The organism is Arthrobacter sp. R4, assembly GCF_051365025.1.
In the GTDB taxonomy this organism is placed as follows: Bacteria; Actinomycetota; Actinomycetes; order Actinomycetales; family Micrococcaceae; genus Arthrobacter.
In genome coordinates this window covers 120,583-138,900 of the sequence record NZ_JBLWIJ010000031.1, presented here as the reverse complement: position 1 = coordinate 138,900, position 18,318 = coordinate 120,583, and the positions used below count along the sequence as shown (strand labels likewise).

Below are 18,318 nucleotides of genomic sequence, written 5' to 3'. Positions count from 1 at the left end.
ATCAGCATGAACGCGCAGGAACTCCGCCCGGCTTTCCACTTCACCGCCACCGAAGGATGGATCAATGATCCTCTCGGCGTCACCTGGAAGGATGGCCAGTACCACCTCTTCTACCAATACGTCCCCGGCAGCACCACGTGGGCGTCCAACTGCCACTGGGGGCATGCCACCTCCCCGGACATGATCGCCTGGACGGAGCAGGGCGTCGCAGTCGCGCCGGGTGAAGGGGACGACGGCGTCTGGTCAGGTTCCATCGCCACCGGCCCCGATGGTGCCGCCACCATGTTCTACACCTCGGTCACCGAACCGGACCTCGGCATCGGCACCGTCCGGACCGCCACCCCCGATGACGCTTCCTGGAACTCATGGACCAAGGGCCCGAAACTGATGACTGCACCGGACCTTGGCGTCGTGGCCTACCGGGATCCGTTCGTCTTCCGCGACGGCGGACAGTGGCGAATGTTCGTCGGGGCCGGGCTGGAGGGCGGCACTGCCGCGGCGGTTTCGTACAGTTCCCCGGACTTGTCGCAGTGGACCCTGGACGGTATTGCCGCGCAGCGCTCCGGCACTGAAACGGAACCGGTGTGGACCGGCACCATGTGGGAATGCCCGCAGCTGTTCGAGATCGGCGGTTCCCACGTACTGGTGACCTCCATCTGGGAGGACGATGTGCTGCACTACGTGGCGTACGGAGTGGGCAGCTACTCCGACGGCAGATTCAGCGCACGTTCCTGGGGGCAGCTCAGCTACGGCAAGAGCTACTACGCCCCCTCGTTCTTCCGGGACAAGGACGGCGCGCCGTCGCTGATTTTCTGGGTCAGGGGCGTCATCAGCCCGGAGGGGCAGTGGGCCAGCGCCCTGAGCATTCCGCACACACTGACACTCGACGGCGACACCCTGGTGGCTGCCCCGCATGCCGACCTCGCCGGGTACTCCGGGCCCGGCCACCTGGAGCTGGCCGGCCCTGATGTTTTTGAGGCAATGCTCGACGGCGGCGCGGACCTTGAGTGCTCCGTCACCGCCGGGACAGTCATCAGCCTGGCCACCCCACAGGGGTCCCTGGCCACCCTCCGCCACGACGGGGACGGCATCGAGGTGACGGTGCCAGGGAACGCTGATTTCACTGATGTGTTCTTCCCTGCCGATGAGGGATCCGGGCTGCGGGTCATCATTGACGCTGGCCTGCTGGAGCTTTCCGGCCGCCAGGGAATCATGGCTGTTCCGCTACCGGTTGTGGACGTTTCGGTGAGGCTGACGGTGGCCGGTGCCACCGGGACACCCCGGCTCCGCACGGTCACAAACCCGGCAACCACTGGAGCAGGGTCACAGCGCTTCCTTTTGAGCGGCTCTTGAGTTCGTCTTGAGCGGTGCGCCATAGAATAAGGCATGGAGATTGCCGTTGCTGGGGGAACCGGAATTGTTGGCCGCCAAGTGGTCCGCATCGCTAAGGAACGCGGTCATCAGGTCAGGAGCCTGAGCCGGCGCGAGGGTGTGGACCTGGTCAAAGCCGAGGGCGTGGGCTCAGCCTTGAAAGGCGTGGGCACGGTGATCGATGTGTCCGGCCTCCGGTCCATGCATACCAAGAAGTCGGTGGACTTCTTCATGGCCACCACCGAAAGCCTGCAGCAGTATGGCAAGGCCGCAGGCGTCCAGCACCATGTTGTGCTCTCCATCGTGGGCGTGGATAAGGCGCCTGCCGGACTCTATGCGGGGAAGCAGGCACAGGAAGAAGCCGTCCGCCACGGCGACCTGCCCTGGACCATCCTGCGCGCTACCCAGTTCCACGAATTCGTGGAGCAGGTGTTGGACCGGGCGTCACTCGGACCCACGGTCCTGGTGCCCAGGTTCAAGACCCAGCCCATCGCCGCGGCCGAGGTGGCCGAGGCACTGGTGGACGCCGCGGAGGCGGGCCCACAGGGGTTCCTCCCGGACCTGGGCGGACCCAGGCCCGAGCGGCTCCGGGACATGGTGGACAAGTATCTCCGCAAGAGCGGGAAGAAAAGACTGGTCCTGGAGGTCAGCGCCCCCGGGGTCCTGTGGAAAGCCATGCGCAGCGGTGCCCTGCTCCCGGCGGCGGGTGCCGCCGTCGGACGCCAGAGCTTTGACGAGTGGCTGGAGTCCCGGGAATCTTGATGGATTCTTGAGTTTTCCTGCGGCAGTCCTTGATCCAGGCCATGCACAGTAGTTGGCATAAGGCTCCGCGCGCTGAGGCCATGGGTTGCGAAACTGGGTCAGCCACCCATAGTGCGAGGGCCTTTCGTCGGGGAAACCCGACGGGTCTCGAGCCCTTGGCGGTGCCATTACGGTGGCACCGCCAAGCAGGCCCCTCCCGGCAATCAGCAACAGCATGACCCCGCCAAGGATGAAGGGCAGCTGCACGCCGTCAGGTTTCCCGCCGATGCTGTGGAAGGCTGAGCAAGCGGGCTTCGACGGCATCAGCGGCGGCGGGCGCTCCCCCGGCGGCCTTGTACCCGGCCGCAACGCGGTTGGCCCCTTCCTTCATAGCCATTGCGGCCTTCACGGCTCTCTTGAGCCGTGCCGCCGAGAGCCGGCGGGCGGGCAGTCGCGTGCCAGCCCTGCTCACTTCCACCCGACGGGCCACCTCCAGCTGGTCACGGCCGAACGGGACAACGCACACCGGCACGCCATTGGCCAGTGCCTTCTGGGTGGAGCCCATTCCGCCGTGGGTCACCGCCACCGCTGCCCGTCCCAGCACCGCACTGTGGGGAACGAACTCCTTGACGGTGGCATTTGCCGGGACCTGCAGCCCGTCGGGGATTCCCGCCGGAATAGTGGCGACGACGTGCACCGGCTCATCCCGGAACGCCTCCAGTGCAGTGCGGACCAGGATGCCATCGTCCTGGAACTCGGAGGACGTGGTGACCAGGACGATGGGCCGTTCGATGGCACTGAGCCAGGCTGCCCCGTCCACCGGCGGATCCCAGATGGAGGCCCCCGTCATGAGGACATCCGGGCCCCAGTCGGTGGCTGCATATTCGAATGGCCGGGCAGTGGCCACCAGCATCAGCGGGGCTTTCCGGAGAAATTCGTCGGCCGACGCCACGGGCGGAAGCCCCAGGTCCGTGCGCAACGCATTGAGCTTGGGCAGCATCGCCTGCTCCACAGCCCCCAGCACTGCCTTGCGGGCCAGCGCGTCCCGGGCCTTTCCCAGGAAGCCGCGCATCGGGGGCAGTCCCGGGCCGAACGGCGGGGTACCAGGTGAATCAAGGGCAGGCGTGTAGGGCGAGAACGATGCCCACGGCCCGCCCCAGGCTTCAGCGGCGAAGCCGGCTCCCCAGCTGTTGATGTCAACAATGCAGGCATGGGGCCGCACTTCGGCGATCGCGGCCGACAAGTCCGGGGCATCATAGCCGCCGCGGGCGGCGAACACCTCCGCAGCGGCCGCCAAAGCGCGCTTCGGGCCGCGGGCCGCGTAATCGTTCATGGCCAGGGCTTCGATGCGGGGGTCGATGGCCTCAGCCGCCAGTCCGAGGCTCCGCATCAGATCCGTTTCGCTGCCCAGGGTGCGGACGTGCACCTGGTGGCCGCGGTCCCGCAGATCAAGCAGCAGTGGTGTCAGGGGAAACAGGTGTCCGCGGGCGGGCGACGTGTAGGCAAGTATCGTGGACATCAGGGCACATCCTTGGTGAAGGGAACGAGCATCTCCACGAGCGCCCGCTCGGTTTGTTGTCTGCTGAGCCCGCTGTCGCGGCGCAGCAGCTTCCAGGTGTAGACGTCGCAGATGGCCACCAGCTGGGCAAGCCGCCGCCTGCGGACCGCCGCATGTTGGCCCGCCAAGAACGGTGCAAACACACTTTCGCACCATCCCCGGTGCAACCGCCGGCCGCCGTCGGCCAGCACTTTGAGCGCCGGCAGGCGCCCTTCTTCGGCAAGCATCCGCAGCACGCGCTCACCCATCAGCTCGTAATGCTCCACCAGGTTGGCCACCGCCCCGTGGACATCGCCGGGCACTACGTGTGACCGGGCCGCCATGACCTGCCCCGACTGGCGTTCGGCTGCCGCGGCGAAGAGCTTGTCCTTGTTGCCGAAGCGGCGGATCACGGTCTGCACTGTCACGCCCGAGCGCGCCGCCACTTGCTCCAGCCGGATCTGGTCCGATGGGTGCTCCCAAAAGAGTTCCGTCACGGCGTCGAGAATTGCCTCACCCGTGGCGGCGGCAGCGCGTGCCCTTGTATCCATCCGATAAGGACGGCGGGCCTCGTCGTCGGCCACTTTCATGTTAACTACGTTAACCCTAAATTTGATGCGGTCAAGGGCATTTTTCGCTTATAGTGCCCGAGACGCCGGCTCTTGGTGCGGGGCCTGGCCGGAGCGGTTTTCCAACCAGGCGGGGATGCGGTCCGGAGCCAGGGGTTGGCTCCAGAGGAATCCTTGGGCGTAGCGAACGCCAAGGCGGCGAAGTTCGGTGAGCTGGTCCACGGTTTCGACGCCCTCAGCTATTACGTCCAAATGGAGGGTGTCCGCCATCCCAAGTACGAGTTCGATGATGGTCGCCCCGTGTGGGCCCCTTCCCAGTTCTTCGACAAAGGTACGGTCGATTTTCAGGGTCCGGGCTGAGAGCCATTTAAGGTAACTCAAGGACGAGTACCCCGTGCCGAAGTCATCGATCGAGAGCCCGACACCCAGGGCATGTAGTCGCTTCAGCGTCTCTTTGGGCAGGTCAGGCTGATCCATCAGGACGGTCTCCGTGATTTCCAGGTGGACGGCATCTGGGTCTATTCCGGCGGTTTCGATGGCTGCCTCCACGATTTCCGGGAAGTCCGCGGCCACGAATTGGCGACCGGAAATATTTACTGCGGCTGAAATTCCCTTGGCCCCGGTCAGCAGCCCGCGCCAGCCCTGAACCTGCCGGAGGGCTTCCTGGAGCACCCACGTGCCGATGGGAACGATCAGGCCGGTCTCTTCGGCGATGGGAATGAACGTGTCTGGCGTTATCAGGCCGTGTTCGCGGTGGTGCCAACGCAGCAACGCTTCAAAACCGACCGTCGCCTCGGTGCCCAATTCGACGATGGGCTGGTAATCCAGGGAGAATTCTCCTCGTTTCAGGGCAAGCCGCAGGTCGGATTCCAGATCCAGCCGCCCCGCAGCCCTTCCGGTCATCCGAACGTCGTACACGGCGGAGGAGTCCCCGCCGGCTGATTTTGCCCGATACATGGCGGTATCCGCGCCCCGGAGCATCGACTCAGCTGTATCGTCGGGTCCAGCCAAAGCAATGCCGACACTGACGTTGAGGTAGATCTTCCGTCCGTCCACTTCAAAGGGGCGCCGGGTGGATTGCCTGATGCGTTCGGCCAGCGTCCTGGCTCCGCGCAGCATCAGGTTCTCGCACACAATGATGAATTCATCCCCGCCGAAACGGCCCACAGTGTCACCGCTGCGGACAAAGGTCTTCAGCCGCTCGCCCAGCAGCATCAGGATGGTGTCGCCGGCTCCATGGCCTATGCCGTCGTTGACCAATTTGAACCGGTCGACGTCAACGAACATCACCACGGCGCGGGAATCCCGGTCCAGCAGGTCCTGAAGGACCTCCGTGATCACGTACCTGTTGGGCAAGCCGGTCAGGGCATCGTGGCGGGCCCGCCACTCCAGGATCTGCTCGGCGTTCTTTCGTTCGGTGATGTCCAGGACTGTGTCGAGGAACCGGGAAGGCTTTCCGCCCTCGTTGTCCACGCTCCGGATCCGCGAATGCAGCCAGCGTTGCTGACCATCGGCCCTGACAATCCGGTACTCAAAATCAGCGAACTCAAGGCCCTCATCCAGGTTCTTCCATACCTGCCGGACCAGGTCCCGGTCATCCGGGTGGGTTAGCTCGAGCATCAGCTTCCGGGAAGCTTCCTGCCCGGCATCCAGACCAAAGATCCGGGAGAATTCCTCCGAATGCCAGGTTTCACCCGTCTCCAGTGTGTGCTCCACGCTTCCAACGTGAGCCATCTCCTGCGCCGCCAGGAGCTTCTCCCGTTCCACCGCAGCGGCCGCCCTCAGCCGCTGGATCTCCGTGATGTCACGCGCAATGGCGGACGCACCCACTTGGTCACCGTCAGGGCCGTAAACAGGCGATACGGTCAACTCGACGTCAATCAGCGAACCGTCCTTGCACGCCCACCGTGCCTCGAGTCCAGTGACAAACTTCCCACTACCAATGCTGGCCGCAACCTCGGCATCGAAGCCCGATGCCTCACTGGCGGTCAGAAGTCGATAGTTCTGCCCGACCGCTTCCCGCTCGCTCCAACCGAACATCCTGGCCGCCCCTGCGTTCCAACTGGTGATCGTCCCTGTCACGTCGGCACTGATGATCGCGTCTCCCGAGGATTCCACCATCGCAGAGAATCTGCGCAGAATGGCCTCACTGTGCTTCCTGTCCGTGATGTCCTTGGAAATCGCCACCACCGCCACCGGTACTGTGTGCCTTCCGCGGATAGGACTGACCGTCGCATGAACCGGGAATTCCGTCCCGGACCGGTGGCGCATCCAGAGCTCCCCCGCCCAGTCGCCACCGCTGGCAAGCCTTCGCGTGATCTCACGGCCAGCACTTTGCCTCTGCGCGTCATCGCCGCCGACGATACCCACATCCGCGATCCGCACACCCAGCACTTCGGAAGCACTGACGCCGTAAAGCCGCTCTGAAGCCCTGTTCCAGTACGTAACGCGCCACGCGGTGTCCATGCCGATGACCGACTGCCCGATCTCGTCCAGCAACAGCGACTGCATGACCAGGTCGTCATCGTGCTCTTCAGCCATCAGTCCCCTCTCCAATGCCATGGCACGTAACGATCTGAACGCTTCATCTTGGGGTACCCCAAGATTGCGCGGCCCAAACCTGTGAGAAGACTACAACCGGGAACGCCGCTGCGACCGTTACTGAGGTCCAATGACAACAGCCGGCATCGGCCGCCCACCTGGAATCCCACGCAGGATTGACCACATTTTCCTTGGGTTTTCCTATGGATAGCCTTCGCGAATACCGCCGGGAAACCTGTGGAACAGGCCGGATCATTTTGTCTATCCGGAAATTCCGTTGCTTTTGAGGGGAAAAGAATTTTGAAAAAAATGACTAAAGGCGCCATCGTCACCGCTGCAGGCGTAATGCTTCTGATCGGTGGCGGCGGCACTCTGGCCGTATGGAATGTCGAGCAGAACGCCCAAGCCGGGACGGTGGCATCAGGTGATCTCAACCTCGTTGCCGAGGCTGGTGTGTGGACGGTCGCGGGCGTAAATGGTCCCGTCACCATCCCAGACATCAACGAGTACCGGATTGTTCCCGGTGACACGCTCACTTACACCCAGAACGTGGACATCACCCTCGACGGTGACAACATCTCAGCTACGTTGTCGATTGAGAACGCAGGTGGAGTCAACACCGATTTCGACAACGGCACGTTCACCACGTCCGCCGTTGCCCTGACAAAGGACGGCGAGCCCGTAGAGAACCCGCTTTCGGCGAATGACGACGTCACTGATGCGGTTGCTTCCGTAACGTTCGATTTCCTGCCCGCGACGGACGGCCGGGACAGCGTCGATGCGACGTACGACTTCAGCGCTGTGGCGTTCAAGCTCGTGCAGATCGCTCCGGCAGATCCGGTGGAGCCGTAAGAGGTCACACGGCCGCCACAGTGAGGCCAGCGCCCGCGGAGTTCTCAGACTCCGCGGGCACAGGCGCGGGGATAACACGGAAGGACGGCACGGATGGGGCTAGTACGGACAGCAAAGGTCACCGGACTCGTAGCCGCCGGGGTGATCCTGGGCCTCGCGACCGTGGGAGGCTCGTATGCGTTGTGGAACAAGTTGGTGCCAGCCGGCGCCGGAACGGTCCGGTCCGCAGACTTCCTCGTCACCCTGACGGGGTCGAATAGCTCCGGAACGCATGACATGGTCCTGGCAGATGGCACCCCGGCGACGATTGCGCTCACGAGCTCCGCAGCGCCACTGGGCCAGCTTTTCCCCGGCGTCCCCGTTTATGCGGGAGTGTCGGTAGGAAATGCCACGGCGGCCGGATCCGCGTTCACCGTCTTGGCTACGCTCCCGGACCCGGCGATCATCACGGACGCAGGACCAGGTACTGGCATCTCCGGCTACCTGTCAGTTCAGGCAGCCACGGCAACGGATCTGGCACAGTGTGCCTCGGTTCCATCCGGCGATTACCAGGGTGGCTTTCCCGGAGTGCAGATCCCGAAGGGTACCTCCGCTGTGATCTGTTTCCGCATCCAACTTGCACCGCAGGCTCCATCTACACTCCAGGGCCAGTCTGCGTCCGTTTCCGTTCCGTTGTTCGTTGAACAGATTCTCTAGGAGTCCGATGGCCAGGCACAGGAACCCGGGGATAAACAGCCGCCCCTGGCTCACGCGCTCCACTGAGGCACTTGGGCTGGTTGGGCTGTCGTTGGCGGTTCTTGCCGCGTTGGTCCTCATCGTCGTTCCCCGGGTGAGCGGTTCCTACACCTACACCGTGCTCACCAGCTCTATGGCGCCTGCCTACTCACCGGGAACATTTCTGGTAGTCAGGCCGGCCCCTTTCGACTCGCTGCGGGTGGGTGATGTCATCACGTACCAGATGGAATCCGGCCGTCCTGAGGTGATCACGCACCGCATCGTTGCCGTCAGCTCAACGCAGAAAGGCGAACGGACCTTCATCACCAAAGGCGACAACAACTCCCTTGAGGACCACAAACCCGTGCTTGAAGTGCAGGTCAGGGGCAAACTGTCCTACGCCGTCCCCTATGTTGGCTTCCTCGCTACTGCCGCGGCCCAGAGCGGCCGCGATGACGTGCTGCGTTACATCGCCATCGGACTAGTGGGATACGGAGTGATCACAATCTTCCGCGGCTGGGCCGCCAGCAGAAAACGCAGCCCTTCTGCGAGCCATCCGGCCGTGGATGAGATGGACGCGGCCCCGGTGCCGGCACGCAGGCCATGACCGGAGACTTGTTACGGTTCGGCGCGTATGCCTTGAGCGGCGCCGCCTTGGCTCCGGTGTTTTTCGCCGCACCGGCCGCGGCCCAGGCCATCGAGTCGAATCTGCAGCTCAGTTCCGATGGTGTGAACTACGGACGGTCGATCTCCGGACCGGTTTTGGGCCCTATCACCGGTTACGTTCCCGGGTCCGCTTCATCCGCGGACATCTGGGTGCGTAACACCGCCAGCGACAGTGCCTTCCTCTCTGTGGCCGCGCTCGTCATGGAATCCGATGCCGAAATGGCTACGAATCTGGGACTCCGGATCGAGTCAAGCTTGGGATCCACCGCCCGCGCTCCCTTGTCAGGCCCTGGTTCCTGTTCCGACCTCGCGGTGGGCTGGGCTGTTGCTGCCGGCGAAAGCGTCAGGCTCACCGTGGACCTGGACCTGGACAAGGACGCCCCCAATGGCACACGCCTGAAGAGTACCGAGCTCGCTTTCCGTTTCCTGCTCGAGGACCAGGACGGTTCTACACGCCGGGGGGCATGTGCATCGTCCTCTAGTGGAATCCTCATCGAAGGGTTACCCGGCTCCTCCCATCCACATGAATCAGCTCCCTACGGTTGGCTCGCCGATACGGGCACGCCGGATCCCTTCCCATGGATTGCAGCCGCGCTGGCGGCCCTTGGGACAGGAAGTGGCATTATGGCTTTCATGAAGCGCAACAAGGCGGTGCGCAATGACGAAGGCTGATCCTGTGGCATCCGCGGCCACGCGACGCGGTGCAGCCGCACCAGGAACCACATTGCGCGGGAAGCCGCACTTCGCCGTCGTTCTTGGGTTCTGCCTGACGGTACTGATGGGTACGGGAGGGGGCTACGCCCTGGCGCTGTGGAACCAGCGCTCCACCCTGACCATGCAGGTGAAGGCGGAGACGTTGCCCTCCCCGACGATTCACTGTGCGGAAGTACCCAATCAGCCCTCGGTTGTGGTCACCTGGACCCCTCAACGGTCCGGGGTCACCAGCTACGACGTCACCGTCGCCCGGAACGGAAGCACCCAGAAGTCAACTACCTACCTGCCCAACGTGACGTCTGAGACGATCACAGCCCCGGGCGGCCTGGCGAACCTCGTCTATTCGTACACGTACGCCGTCACGGTCACCGCAAACTACGGCACGTGGCAAGCCGGGCCCGTAGTCCAGAACGGCATCGTTGCCACGAGAGTGGCACTGGCAGAAGGCGACATCTCCTGCCCGTAGGGGCTTCGCGTGCCTCCGCTCAAGGATGTCTTTAGGTTTGCGCAAGATCAGCAAAGAAAGCCCTTTTCGATGGTTCAGTAGCCTAGCCTTAACAGATGTCGAGCTTCTTTCCCCGCCCCAACGGCTCACGCCGAAGCCACGCAGGCGCACAGGTTCGTTCGGGGACGGTGCTGGGCCTCGACGGGCTGGAACTGCCGGTGTTGGATGGCAAAGTCCTGGATGATCTTGAGGCAGAGCTCGCCCACACTGGCCTCGCCCGCAATTTCGCTGTGGATTACGCCTCGATGTGGGAGCAGCGCCTTGATCGACTCTCTGCCGCAGTGGGATATCAGGACAGGGCAGCGGCTCTTGATGCGGCAATCAGCCTGAAAGTTTCATCCGCGATGGTAGGCGGCCTGCGCTTGGCACGGCTCGCGGAGACACTGGAAGCCGCCATCCGGGCTGGCGTCCTTCATGACAGGGAACGGGTCATGGCCTCGGTGGCAGAAACCTGCCGTGCAACTGTGGGAGAGCTTCGCTTCCGATACGCGGGAGTCGACGAATAGGCCTGCGGCGCCCAGCTCCTGCGCCGCCGTGCGTCGTCAATCGGATCGTTTTTGGCTCTCCTTGGCCAAGCAGTAGCCCACACCGCGGACAGTCTGCAGCCAGCGTGGACGTACCGGATCGTCCCTGAGCTTACGGCGGAGATTGCCGATGTGGACCTCTACAGCGCGTTCGTCGGCTTCGCTTACATAGGTGCCTCCGCCCGAGTATTCGCCGCGGAGGGTCCACACCAGCTGAGTCCTCGAAAGGACCGCCCCGCCGCCGCGAAGCAACTCGTGCAGAAGGTCGAATTCGCTTCGTGTCAGCTCCAGCCCCACACCACTCACTGCGACGGTCCGCATCCGATAGTCGAGGGCCAACCCGTTGTGCCGAAGGACAGTGTCTTGGCGTGGAACTTCAGGCGAAGCTGGCTCCGGCCGGGGTGCCGGTGGCAATCCGCCGGTGGGCTGTTGGCGGGGCCTTCGCAGCATCGCCAAGATCCTCGCCCTCATCTCCCGCGGCCTGAAGGGTTTGGTGATGTAGTCATCCGCTCCGGAGTGAAGCGCCGTCAGCAGATCGGGCTCCTCGGTCCGGCCGGTCAGCATCACCACGTAGGTGTCACTGAATCCACGTATGCGCCGCAGAACCTCGAAGCCGTCGATGTCCGGTAACCCCACATCCAGGGTGACAACCTCCGGCGCCTTGTCGCGGACGAGCTCCACACCCTCGCGCCCGCTGCTGGCAACGTGGACGTGAAAACCCGATTGAACAAGCACCCCCTCAAGGAGGTTCCGCATGTCGGTGTCATCTTCAATAACTACGGCTACGCCCAAATCGCTCATAGTTCCCCCTGTGCCGCCTAACTCGCCGCACCCGCCCAGCGCCGGTGCGGAAATCCGGCATAGTTCCAACCTACCCAAGACGAGGGCACTTTAATCAAGTCATTGGCCGCATAGCGGCGGGCCCACCCTATAGGCGAGCCCCACGGCGTCAATCACCAAGGGCGCGGATGTCGCATCCCGCGGCCCCCGGCCGCCGAACGGGGACACCTGACGGAAATTTCTGGTCTTGGGGAACTCTTTCGTGATTCTTGACCGTTACCTGCAGCGCTCCTTGATCCCGGCCAGGCACAGTAGTTTTCGTGAGGCCCGAAGCGCTGTATCAACGGGGTAAGACTGGGGTCGGCCCGTGGTGCAAGGGGCTTTCGTCGGGGGAATTACCGACGGTCTCAAGCGCTTGGCGGTGTTATGAAGCCAGCACCGCCAAGCAGACCTCCTGACCTACTTCCGGACGCTTCGCAGGGCAGGAGATATGAGCGCACCAACTGAAACTTCCGCGGCGGCCGAGACCGCCGCCGCGGACATTCCGTCCCGGCGCCGAGGCACCCCCCGCCGCGGCGCCGGGGCTTCCACCATCCTGGCGGATCTCCTTGCCTGAGTGCGGCCCGGCCCGGCTGGAACGCAAGCGGATACGGCACCTGGCCGAGGACATTGAGAACCCCACTGCCGCGTTGAACTTCCTCGGAGACTTCCTGTCCATGCTGCCAGGGCGGATCACCCGGATCCTCGACACCCTCGCCGAACGTGATGCCAAGCGCGCCATGGACGCAACCCTCAGCCTGAAAATCACCTCGGCCATGACCGGCGCAGTGGAAGCAGAGTCCTGTTGCCGGCATATCGAGTTCCTGATCCGCTGCGAAAGGTTCGAGGAAGCAGCCGAAACCGCGCAGATCCTCCGCGGCATTGTTACGGCACTGATGGCTGCGGGTCCTGAGCTGCTGCTCGAGGCGCGGTCAGACCTGGATAATCCGGACGTTCAGCCAATTGGAAGTTCTCGGCAGTAGGTTCCGGATACCCGAAAATCGACAAACGGACAATGCTGTAATCACCGACCATTAGTGGAGGGTTGCGTACTTGGTCAAAATTCGGTAGCCGACCCGACGCTGATACTTTAATGGGCCGTGGTCCCCATCGCGGCTGCTCTGCGGATGGGACATGATGGTGTCTGCACTTTTTCGCGTCAACTATTGGGGGATCCAGTGAGCAACGACCAGCAGCCCGGGTGGTCGCAGCAGCCGAACGGGGAGCCGGGCCAGCAAGACGGTCAGGCGTCGCTGACTCCGCAGGCAAACCGCATAACCGGCATACCACTGTGGGGCTGGATAGCGGGTGGCGCGGGCGTCGTGGCGGTCGCCGCCGTCGCCGGCCTGTTGGTGTTCAACGGACTTTCCGGCGGCAGCAAGGATCCGGAGGCCTTGCCCGACCCCGGCGCCAGCGAAACGACGGCACTGGAAAAATTATCCGAGCCGACCGCCCCGGAGCTTGCGGATACGTGGGTGTACCTCGATTATGAAACCGACTTCACCAGCGCGCCTGTTTGGTCAGTCAAGGAACCGCAGGGCTGGAGCACGGAACACGTCAAAGAGGGGATGGTGAAGTATAAAAGCTCCCGGCTCCAGTGCACATTCACTGTCTATCAGGGGGCCTTGCCAGCTACAGGGCAGGTCGGTGACGAGGCGGCGACCGCTGCGGCCATGGTGTCTGAAATCGAGGCTGTCAAACAGGCCGTAGGCAAGCCAGTCGAGGTCGTGGACGAAACCTTCAACTACGTGGCTTTCCGCGATGGCAGCAGGAAGATCCAGATGCAGGAGGTGGCACTCCGCTACAAGGACGACCGCGACGCGGATGTCATCCACAGGATGGCCGTGCGGGCAACGGACAGCAGCAACGGACTCATGGAACTGGCCATGGCATGTCCAAGCAACCTGCCCACCGAATTGGGCCTGTGGCAGGATCTGACCGACAGGGTGGCCATGGTGGACGCTACCTAGCCCAAGTATCAATCCGCGTCAGCGGCCTACCAAACCGCCTACTGGTACCCATCCACGATCGCCGCGGCGATTTCCTTATAGGCACGGCGGGTCTCAGGCTTCAGCACATCCAAGGTGACCAGGTCGCCGTCGGCCACACCGCGATCGTGGGGCACGGCGATCAGCTGGCGGCAGATGCCGGAGAGGTGTTCCTCGATGGCGTCCTTGTCCACGCGGGACGAGACCTCGTCCTTGTCCGTGATCACCACAATGGCGTTCCGGGCAAGGTCCTCGTAGCCGTGGCTGGCCAGCCAGTGCAGGGTGCTCCGGGCGCGTTTGGCGCCGCTCACCGCGTAGCCGGCGGCGATGACCAGGTTATCCGCTGACTGCAGGATTCCGCTCATGGCGTTGTGCGTGACCCCCGTGCCGCAATCGGTCAGTGCCACGGAGTAGTAACTGGAGATGAGCTTGCGGATCTGCAGGTACTCGGCGGCTGTGAGCGAGTCCGAGACCTCCGGGTCCTGCTCACCGGCGATCAGGTGCAGCCGGCCGGCGTGGTGCATGTACCGGGCCAGGGCAGTCAGGGAGTCGACTGTGTCAATGTTCCGGAGCAGGTCGGTGATGGTGCGGGGGCTGGCCTGCTGGTAGATGCCCTCCCCCAGCGCGCGTTCCACGAGGTCGCCGGAGTCTGGGTTGGCGTCGATGGCGCAAGGCGCGTCGCCACGGAATTCGGCGAGGGTCAGGCCAACGCCGACGGTGGTGGAGGTCTTGCCGATACCGCCCTTCAGGCTGAGGATGGCGGTGTTGTAGCTACCCTGCAGCTGGCGGGAGATGCGCCGGCCCAGTTCGTCTTCCTGACGCTGCTTCGGGCCCGGGCCCATGTTCCAGGCTCCGCCGGTCAGGGAGTAGATGGCGCCGCGAAATCCGCCCACCGGGCGGGGCTTCTGCTCCTTGACGAACAGCCCCGGGGAGCTGATGAAGTCCGGCATGGGAGTGTCGGCGATGACGTCGGCAGCGGTTGGGCGGACCCGGCGGAAGGCGGGGGCCGCTTCGGGGGCCGGGGGCAGGGAAGGTTCGACGACGGGACGCGCCTGTGTGCCGGCGCGGGACTCCGGCGCGTCCTGCTGGCCGGTCTGGGGCTGGGGCGTGGCCGGCGCCTTGGCCGGGCGGCGTGTGGGGGCCGGGACGTGCGTGATGGGATTCGCTGCATCGGCCGCGGCTGCGGCCTCGGCCCAGGAGGTACGGCGGGCGGGCGGCTGGCCGGCGTCCGCCGGGCTGGAAGGGTTGGGTGTTACAGCTGGCATGGTTCCTGTCCGGGCATCCGTCAGTTCGCCGTCGGCGCGACGGAGGTCACGGCGTCGGCGTGGCTGCGGCAGCCCTGCATCCTGTGCATTGGCGCGTGCGTTCTTATCCGCCGGATCGGGCATGTCTGTCCCCCCAGGACGTTCGGCAAAAGGTTCTGCGGCACTTTCTGTCTGGTACAAACAGCCAGTCTAAGTGCTGGGGGTCAAAACCGCGGATTGATAGACAGGCGCCGCGAGGACTCCGGGGATTTTCAGCCGAGTACGAACACCCACAGAACTACGGCCGCTGCCGCGGAAATCCCTACAGCCAAAGCGATATTCCCCATGAGCTTCCGACGTTTCTCTTTTTGCTGCTCTCGCGCATAGCGTTCTGCTTCATACCCCATGAGGGCAAACCTACCAACTCAATGTTTCGTCCAAATCAATAGGAAAAGCACAACAACCGGGCATTCGTAGAACAGACGGGTGACGGTCACTTGAGAAGACGTGGCCTCTGCTGCCCCCAGGCCCTGGCGACGCCGCTGCCCTAGTGCTGGGGTCTCGTCTCCTGCAGGCGCTTGATGAACCAGCGCGACTGTTCCGGCCCGTACGGGAGGACGGGGATGGCCTTGGTGGCGTCAGAGGGGGTATCGCGGATTGACTGGCGAGCCTGGCGGACGGCCGTGGTCATGGTGTTGGCCATCGTCTTGACGAATTGGTCGCTGCAGGGCTGGCCGTGGCCGGGGATCAGGAATTCGTAACGGTGGCGCAGCGCGGAGATGTGGCGCAGCGAATCGGCCCATTCCTCCGGGAAGGAATCCTCGAAGGACGGATGCGCGCCCTGCTCCACGAGGTCCCCCACGTACAGGGTGGTGGGCGTACCCACCAGGAGGTCGCCGTCGGTATGTCCGCGGCCCAGGTAGAAGAGGGTGGCGGTCAGCCCGCCGAGGTCCACCAGCACAGGCTGGTCCTTGACGATGGCGTTCGGCACCACCAATTCGACGTTCTCGCCTTCGCCTGTGGACATCTCAGGTTCCAGCGTGCCAACGAAGCGGCGCTGCAGGTCTCCGCGCTCCTCAATTTCAGCGGCGCAGTTTTCGTGCGCCCAGAACTCGGTGGCACCGTCCTCGGCGAACACGGCGTTGCCGAAGAAGTGGTCGTAGTGGGCGTGCGTGTTGACCACGACGAGCGGCAGTTGGGTTTTCTCCCGCACGGCGGCCAGGATCTCACTTCCCTGCCGCGGGCCGCAGCCGGTGTCGATCACCATGGCCCGCTCGGATCCAACAATCAGGCCGGTGTTCAGCAGCGAACCTTCGGTGACCAGCACATAGTTGTCCGCGCCGACTTCGAGCCATTCTGACATTGTTTCTCCATACCTCCGGCAAGCAGTTACGTTCGTCTTGGCCTCGATTCTACCCACGGGGCCTTGGAGTTTCCGGGACGCGGAACGCTTGGGGGTGCAGATCTCCCCGGACAGGATCCGATCACCAATATCCGTTCCGGGCGCCACGACTGCTTCGACCGCCTGATGGTGGACGTCAACGGCGAGGCCCCCAGATACACGGTGCGCTACGTCAGGGCCGTGACGCAGGACGGGTCCGGTTTTACCCTTCCGCTGCGGGGCGGCGCGTTCACGACGTGAGAGTCAGGGCACCGGCCGACGACCATAACTACAACCCGACCTACACGCCGGTGAACCGGGACGCAGCGGTGATTGTTGTGAGCTTCCAGACGTTCCGTCAGGTGGCCTACGCAGGCACCTACGAGTATGCAACGCAGATGGGGCTGGGCGTCCGCGCACATCTGCCGTTTCGGGTATTCACGCTGGGCGGCCCTGGCAACGGATCTCGGCTGGTGAGTGCACGCACCTTTGCAGTCATAGCTTCGTTTCCAGCCAGCGACTCTGCCAATGAACATAAACCGATCGCATCCGCACCTGGGCGGTCCCCTGGGTGAGCCCGAAAGGAGTTCAGTCCTCGGCCTGTCCGGGGCTACGACGACAGCCAGTTCGCCCAGCTCAGCTACGTGCAGCTGTAATCCATCAGCCAGAACGCGCCTCTAATGTCCGTGCCGGCGTCGGGTTAGTAGACTTCCCGGAGGCTAAGCACTATCAGGGTGCAGGCGGTATAACAGTCTCAGTCGCAAGCGGCACTTCCGTTGGTTCCACGTCTGCTTCCTTTGCCGGCTCCTGCGTGACTTTCTGGACGGGGGCCGGAGCAGGCGCGGTTCCCGCTGCGGCGGTGGGCGAAGAGGCCGGCGCAGGCGCTAGGGCTGGTGCGGCCGTCGGGGCTGGCACCGGCGACGTTGAAGGGTCAGGGGCACGGGAAGGCGCCGGTGCAGCAACGGGGGCACTGACAGGAGAAGAAGGCACCTTCGCCTTGCTCTCCGGCGCTTCATGCCCGCCGTCGGTTTGATGGTGATGGATCTGAGCAGCGGAAACAGCCCAAGCGGGCGCGTCCGTAGTTGTGCCCGCCGTGCGGTAGTCAGTCATCGTTATGCCGCCAGTCCTCTCCGAGCGGTGCAGCGGCTGCAGCGTCCATTTCGCAGGGTCGGTGTGGCTACCGTTCAAGATCGTTTCGAAATGCAGGTGGCATCCTGTTGACGCACCGGTGGTCCCGACCTTGGCGATAACGTCACCGGCCTGCACTGGCTGGCCCTTCCGGACCGCGATGCCCTCAAGGTGGTTGTAGGTGGTGATCAGGCCGTTGCCGTGATCGAGTTCCACCCTGTTTCCACCACCCCCTTGATGCCACCCCACTGCGCGCACCACACCGGCATCGGCCGAGTGGACGTGCGTTCCGCAGGCTGCGGCGAAGTCCAGACCCCAGTGAAACTCTCCGGCCGCCCCGGTGATCGGATTCGTTCGAACCCCGTACTGTGAGCTGGGCGCCAGTCCTTCCAGCGGTGCCATCAGGGTTCCGACGGCGGGGCGTCGCCGCTCGTCCGAGGCCAGACTGAGTTTCCCGGCCGCTTCCTTCGTTCCAGTTAGGACCACGGAACGGCTGTAGGACAGCAGTGCGTCAGCCGACGCCGAAACCGCCCTTGTCACTGGAGCGGACTCCTGCGCGGTGGCAACGGCGACGTAGCCGGAGTCAGATCCGGAGGTGATGCTCTCCCGCATGTGGGTCGGCGCGTGCCCGGAAGAAGTAACTGAGCCGTTGGCCTGGAGTCCGACAGCCAACACAGCAAGCGCAGCGGTGCCTGCGCTCATAGCCAGCCGGGCGGCATTGAGCCGATGCTGTTGTTGTGTGCGCCGCACAGCAGCCCGCGCCAGATGTTTAGCCAATGGAATCTCCCCGTAGACGCCGCCTAAATGCTGGTAATGGCGGGTGTTTTAACCATGGGAGCACGGCGGATAGCCTGCTAGAGCTGATCTGTGCATAACCTAGGCAAACCCTCACGAGGCGCGGCGGACCTGCGCAAGTCTTCGCAGAAAGCTGCGGGGGCGCTCCCCTGTTTACTATGGATACAGCACCGAGGGCCTAACGGGAAAACTCTGGAACCGGTCTGGTGGCACCAGGGCGGCATGCGTC

18 protein-coding genes and 1 pseudogene are annotated in these 18,318 nt (G+C 63.9%); 12 read left to right on the top strand and 7 right to left on the bottom strand.

What is annotated here, in order from left to right:
* Positions 1 to 6: 6 nt before the first annotated feature.
* Together ACLKOZ_RS18375 and ACLKOZ_RS18370 are read left to right on the top strand one after the other, a co-directional pair.
* Entirely contained in the window at positions 7 to 1,353 is a 1,347-nt protein-coding gene (locus ACLKOZ_RS18375; RefSeq protein ID WP_436477186.1) for a glycoside hydrolase family 32 protein, read from the top strand.
* Between the two features lie 33 nt (positions 1,354 to 1,386).
* The gene (locus ACLKOZ_RS18370) at positions 1,387 to 2,133 is read left to right on the top strand and encodes an SDR family oxidoreductase (protein ID WP_436477184.1); all 747 of its coding nucleotides are present in this window, start codon (positions 1,387 to 1,389) and stop codon (positions 2,131 to 2,133) included.
* Between the two features lie 250 nt (positions 2,134 to 2,383).
* On the opposite strand, the gene ACLKOZ_RS18365 is transcribed toward ACLKOZ_RS18370, so the two are convergent.
* Genes ACLKOZ_RS18365 through ACLKOZ_RS18355 form a run of 3 tightly spaced genes read right to left on the bottom strand, consistent with a single transcriptional unit; the run spans position 2,384 to position 6,759 of the window.
* Positions 2,384 to 3,631: a glycosyltransferase gene (locus tag ACLKOZ_RS18365; protein WP_337351715.1), complete on the bottom strand. Its 1,248-nt coding sequence runs from the start codon at positions 3,629 to 3,631 to the stop codon at positions 2,384 to 2,386.
* Entirely contained in the window at positions 3,631 to 4,239 is a 609-nt protein-coding gene (locus ACLKOZ_RS18360; RefSeq protein ID WP_337351714.1) for a TetR/AcrR family transcriptional regulator, read from the bottom strand. Before ACLKOZ_RS18360 ends, ACLKOZ_RS18365 begins: the two co-directional genes overlap by 1 nt.
* 48 nt (positions 4,240 to 4,287) lie before the next feature.
* Positions 4,288 to 6,759, bottom strand: a complete 2,472-nt coding sequence (locus ACLKOZ_RS18355; RefSeq protein WP_436477182.1) for a sensor domain-containing protein — start codon at positions 6,757 to 6,759, stop codon at positions 4,288 to 4,290.
* A 309-nt stretch (positions 6,760 to 7,068) separates the two neighbouring features.
* Between ACLKOZ_RS18355 and ACLKOZ_RS18350 the strand changes: the two genes are divergently transcribed.
* The 6 genes from ACLKOZ_RS18350 to ACLKOZ_RS18325 all read left to right on the top strand — a co-directional run bounded on the left by ACLKOZ_RS18350 (position 7,069) and on the right by ACLKOZ_RS18325 (position 10,716).
* Complete coding sequence (locus ACLKOZ_RS18350; protein WP_436477181.1) at positions 7,069 to 7,611, top strand: alternate-type signal peptide domain-containing protein; 543 nt, start codon at positions 7,069 to 7,071, stop codon at positions 7,609 to 7,611.
* 93 nt (positions 7,612 to 7,704) lie between these two features.
* Positions 7,705 to 8,307: a hypothetical protein gene (locus tag ACLKOZ_RS18345; RefSeq protein ID WP_436477179.1), complete on the top strand. Its 603-nt coding sequence runs from the start codon at positions 7,705 to 7,707 to the stop codon at positions 8,305 to 8,307.
* 7 nt (positions 8,308 to 8,314) lie between these two features.
* On the top strand, positions 8,315 to 8,932 hold the full coding sequence (locus tag ACLKOZ_RS18340; RefSeq protein ID WP_436477177.1) for a signal peptidase I: 618 nt from the start codon (positions 8,315 to 8,317) through the stop codon (positions 8,930 to 8,932).
* Positions 8,929 to 9,663, top strand: coding sequence for a hypothetical protein (locus tag ACLKOZ_RS18335; protein WP_436477174.1), 735 nt, complete (start codon positions 8,929 to 8,931; stop codon positions 9,661 to 9,663). The genes ACLKOZ_RS18340 and ACLKOZ_RS18335 overlap by 4 nt, the downstream gene beginning before the upstream one ends.
* Entirely contained in the window at positions 9,650 to 10,171 is a 522-nt protein-coding gene (locus ACLKOZ_RS18330; protein WP_436477172.1) for a hypothetical protein, read from the top strand. The genes ACLKOZ_RS18335 and ACLKOZ_RS18330 overlap by 14 nt, the downstream gene beginning before the upstream one ends.
* 95 nt (positions 10,172 to 10,266) lie before the next feature.
* Positions 10,267 to 10,716, top strand: coding sequence for an Hpt domain-containing protein (locus ACLKOZ_RS18325; protein ID WP_436477170.1), 450 nt, complete (start codon positions 10,267 to 10,269; stop codon positions 10,714 to 10,716).
* Positions 10,717 to 10,752: 36 nt separating this feature from the next.
* Here the strand turns inward: ACLKOZ_RS18325 and ACLKOZ_RS18320 are convergent, their stop codons facing one another.
* Positions 10,753 to 11,535, bottom strand: a complete 783-nt coding sequence (locus ACLKOZ_RS18320) for a response regulator transcription factor (protein ID WP_376043597.1) — start codon at positions 11,533 to 11,535, stop codon at positions 10,753 to 10,755.
* 469 nt (positions 11,536 to 12,004) lie between these two features.
* On the opposite strand from ACLKOZ_RS18320, the gene ACLKOZ_RS18315 reads away from it, so the two are divergent.
* The 3 genes from ACLKOZ_RS18315 to ACLKOZ_RS18305 all read left to right on the top strand — a co-directional run bounded on the left by ACLKOZ_RS18315 (position 12,005) and on the right by ACLKOZ_RS18305 (position 13,523).
* Positions 12,005 to 12,130 carry a hypothetical protein gene (locus ACLKOZ_RS18315; protein ID WP_436477168.1) on the top strand — a complete coding sequence of 42 codons (126 nt, stop codon included), beginning with the start codon at positions 12,005 to 12,007 and terminating at the stop codon, positions 12,128 to 12,130.
* Positions 12,123 to 12,536, top strand: a complete 414-nt coding sequence (locus ACLKOZ_RS18310; protein WP_436477166.1) for an Hpt domain-containing protein — start codon at positions 12,123 to 12,125, stop codon at positions 12,534 to 12,536. Before ACLKOZ_RS18315 ends, ACLKOZ_RS18310 begins: the two co-directional genes overlap by 8 nt.
* A 195-nt stretch (positions 12,537 to 12,731) precedes the next feature.
* Entirely contained in the window at positions 12,732 to 13,523 is a 792-nt protein-coding gene (locus ACLKOZ_RS18305) for a hypothetical protein (RefSeq protein WP_436477164.1), read from the top strand.
* 38 nt (positions 13,524 to 13,561) lie between these two features.
* Here ACLKOZ_RS18305 and ACLKOZ_RS18300 read toward each other — a convergent pair whose 3' ends face one another.
* Positions 13,562 to 14,929: a MinD/ParA family ATP-binding protein gene (locus ACLKOZ_RS18300; protein WP_436477228.1), complete on the bottom strand. Its 1,368-nt coding sequence runs from the start codon at positions 14,927 to 14,929 to the stop codon at positions 13,562 to 13,564.
* A 403-nt stretch (positions 14,930 to 15,332) separates the two neighbouring features.
* On the bottom strand, positions 15,333 to 16,148 hold the full coding sequence (locus ACLKOZ_RS18295; protein ID WP_436477162.1) for an MBL fold metallo-hydrolase: 816 nt from the start codon (positions 16,146 to 16,148) through the stop codon (positions 15,333 to 15,335).
* Between the two features lie 165 nt (positions 16,149 to 16,313).
* Here ACLKOZ_RS18295 and ACLKOZ_RS18290 point away from each other — a divergent pair.
* Positions 16,314 to 16,741 (top strand): annotated as a pseudogene (locus ACLKOZ_RS18290) (AMIN-like domain-containing (lipo)protein).
* A gap of 154 nt (positions 16,742 to 16,895) precedes the next feature.
* Here ACLKOZ_RS18290 and ACLKOZ_RS18285 read toward each other — a convergent pair.
* Positions 16,896 to 18,071 (bottom strand): M23 family metallopeptidase, encoded by a 1,176-nt coding sequence (locus ACLKOZ_RS18285; RefSeq protein WP_436477160.1) that lies wholly within the window; start codon positions 18,069 to 18,071, stop codon positions 16,896 to 16,898.
* Positions 18,072 to 18,318 lie beyond the last annotated feature (247 nt).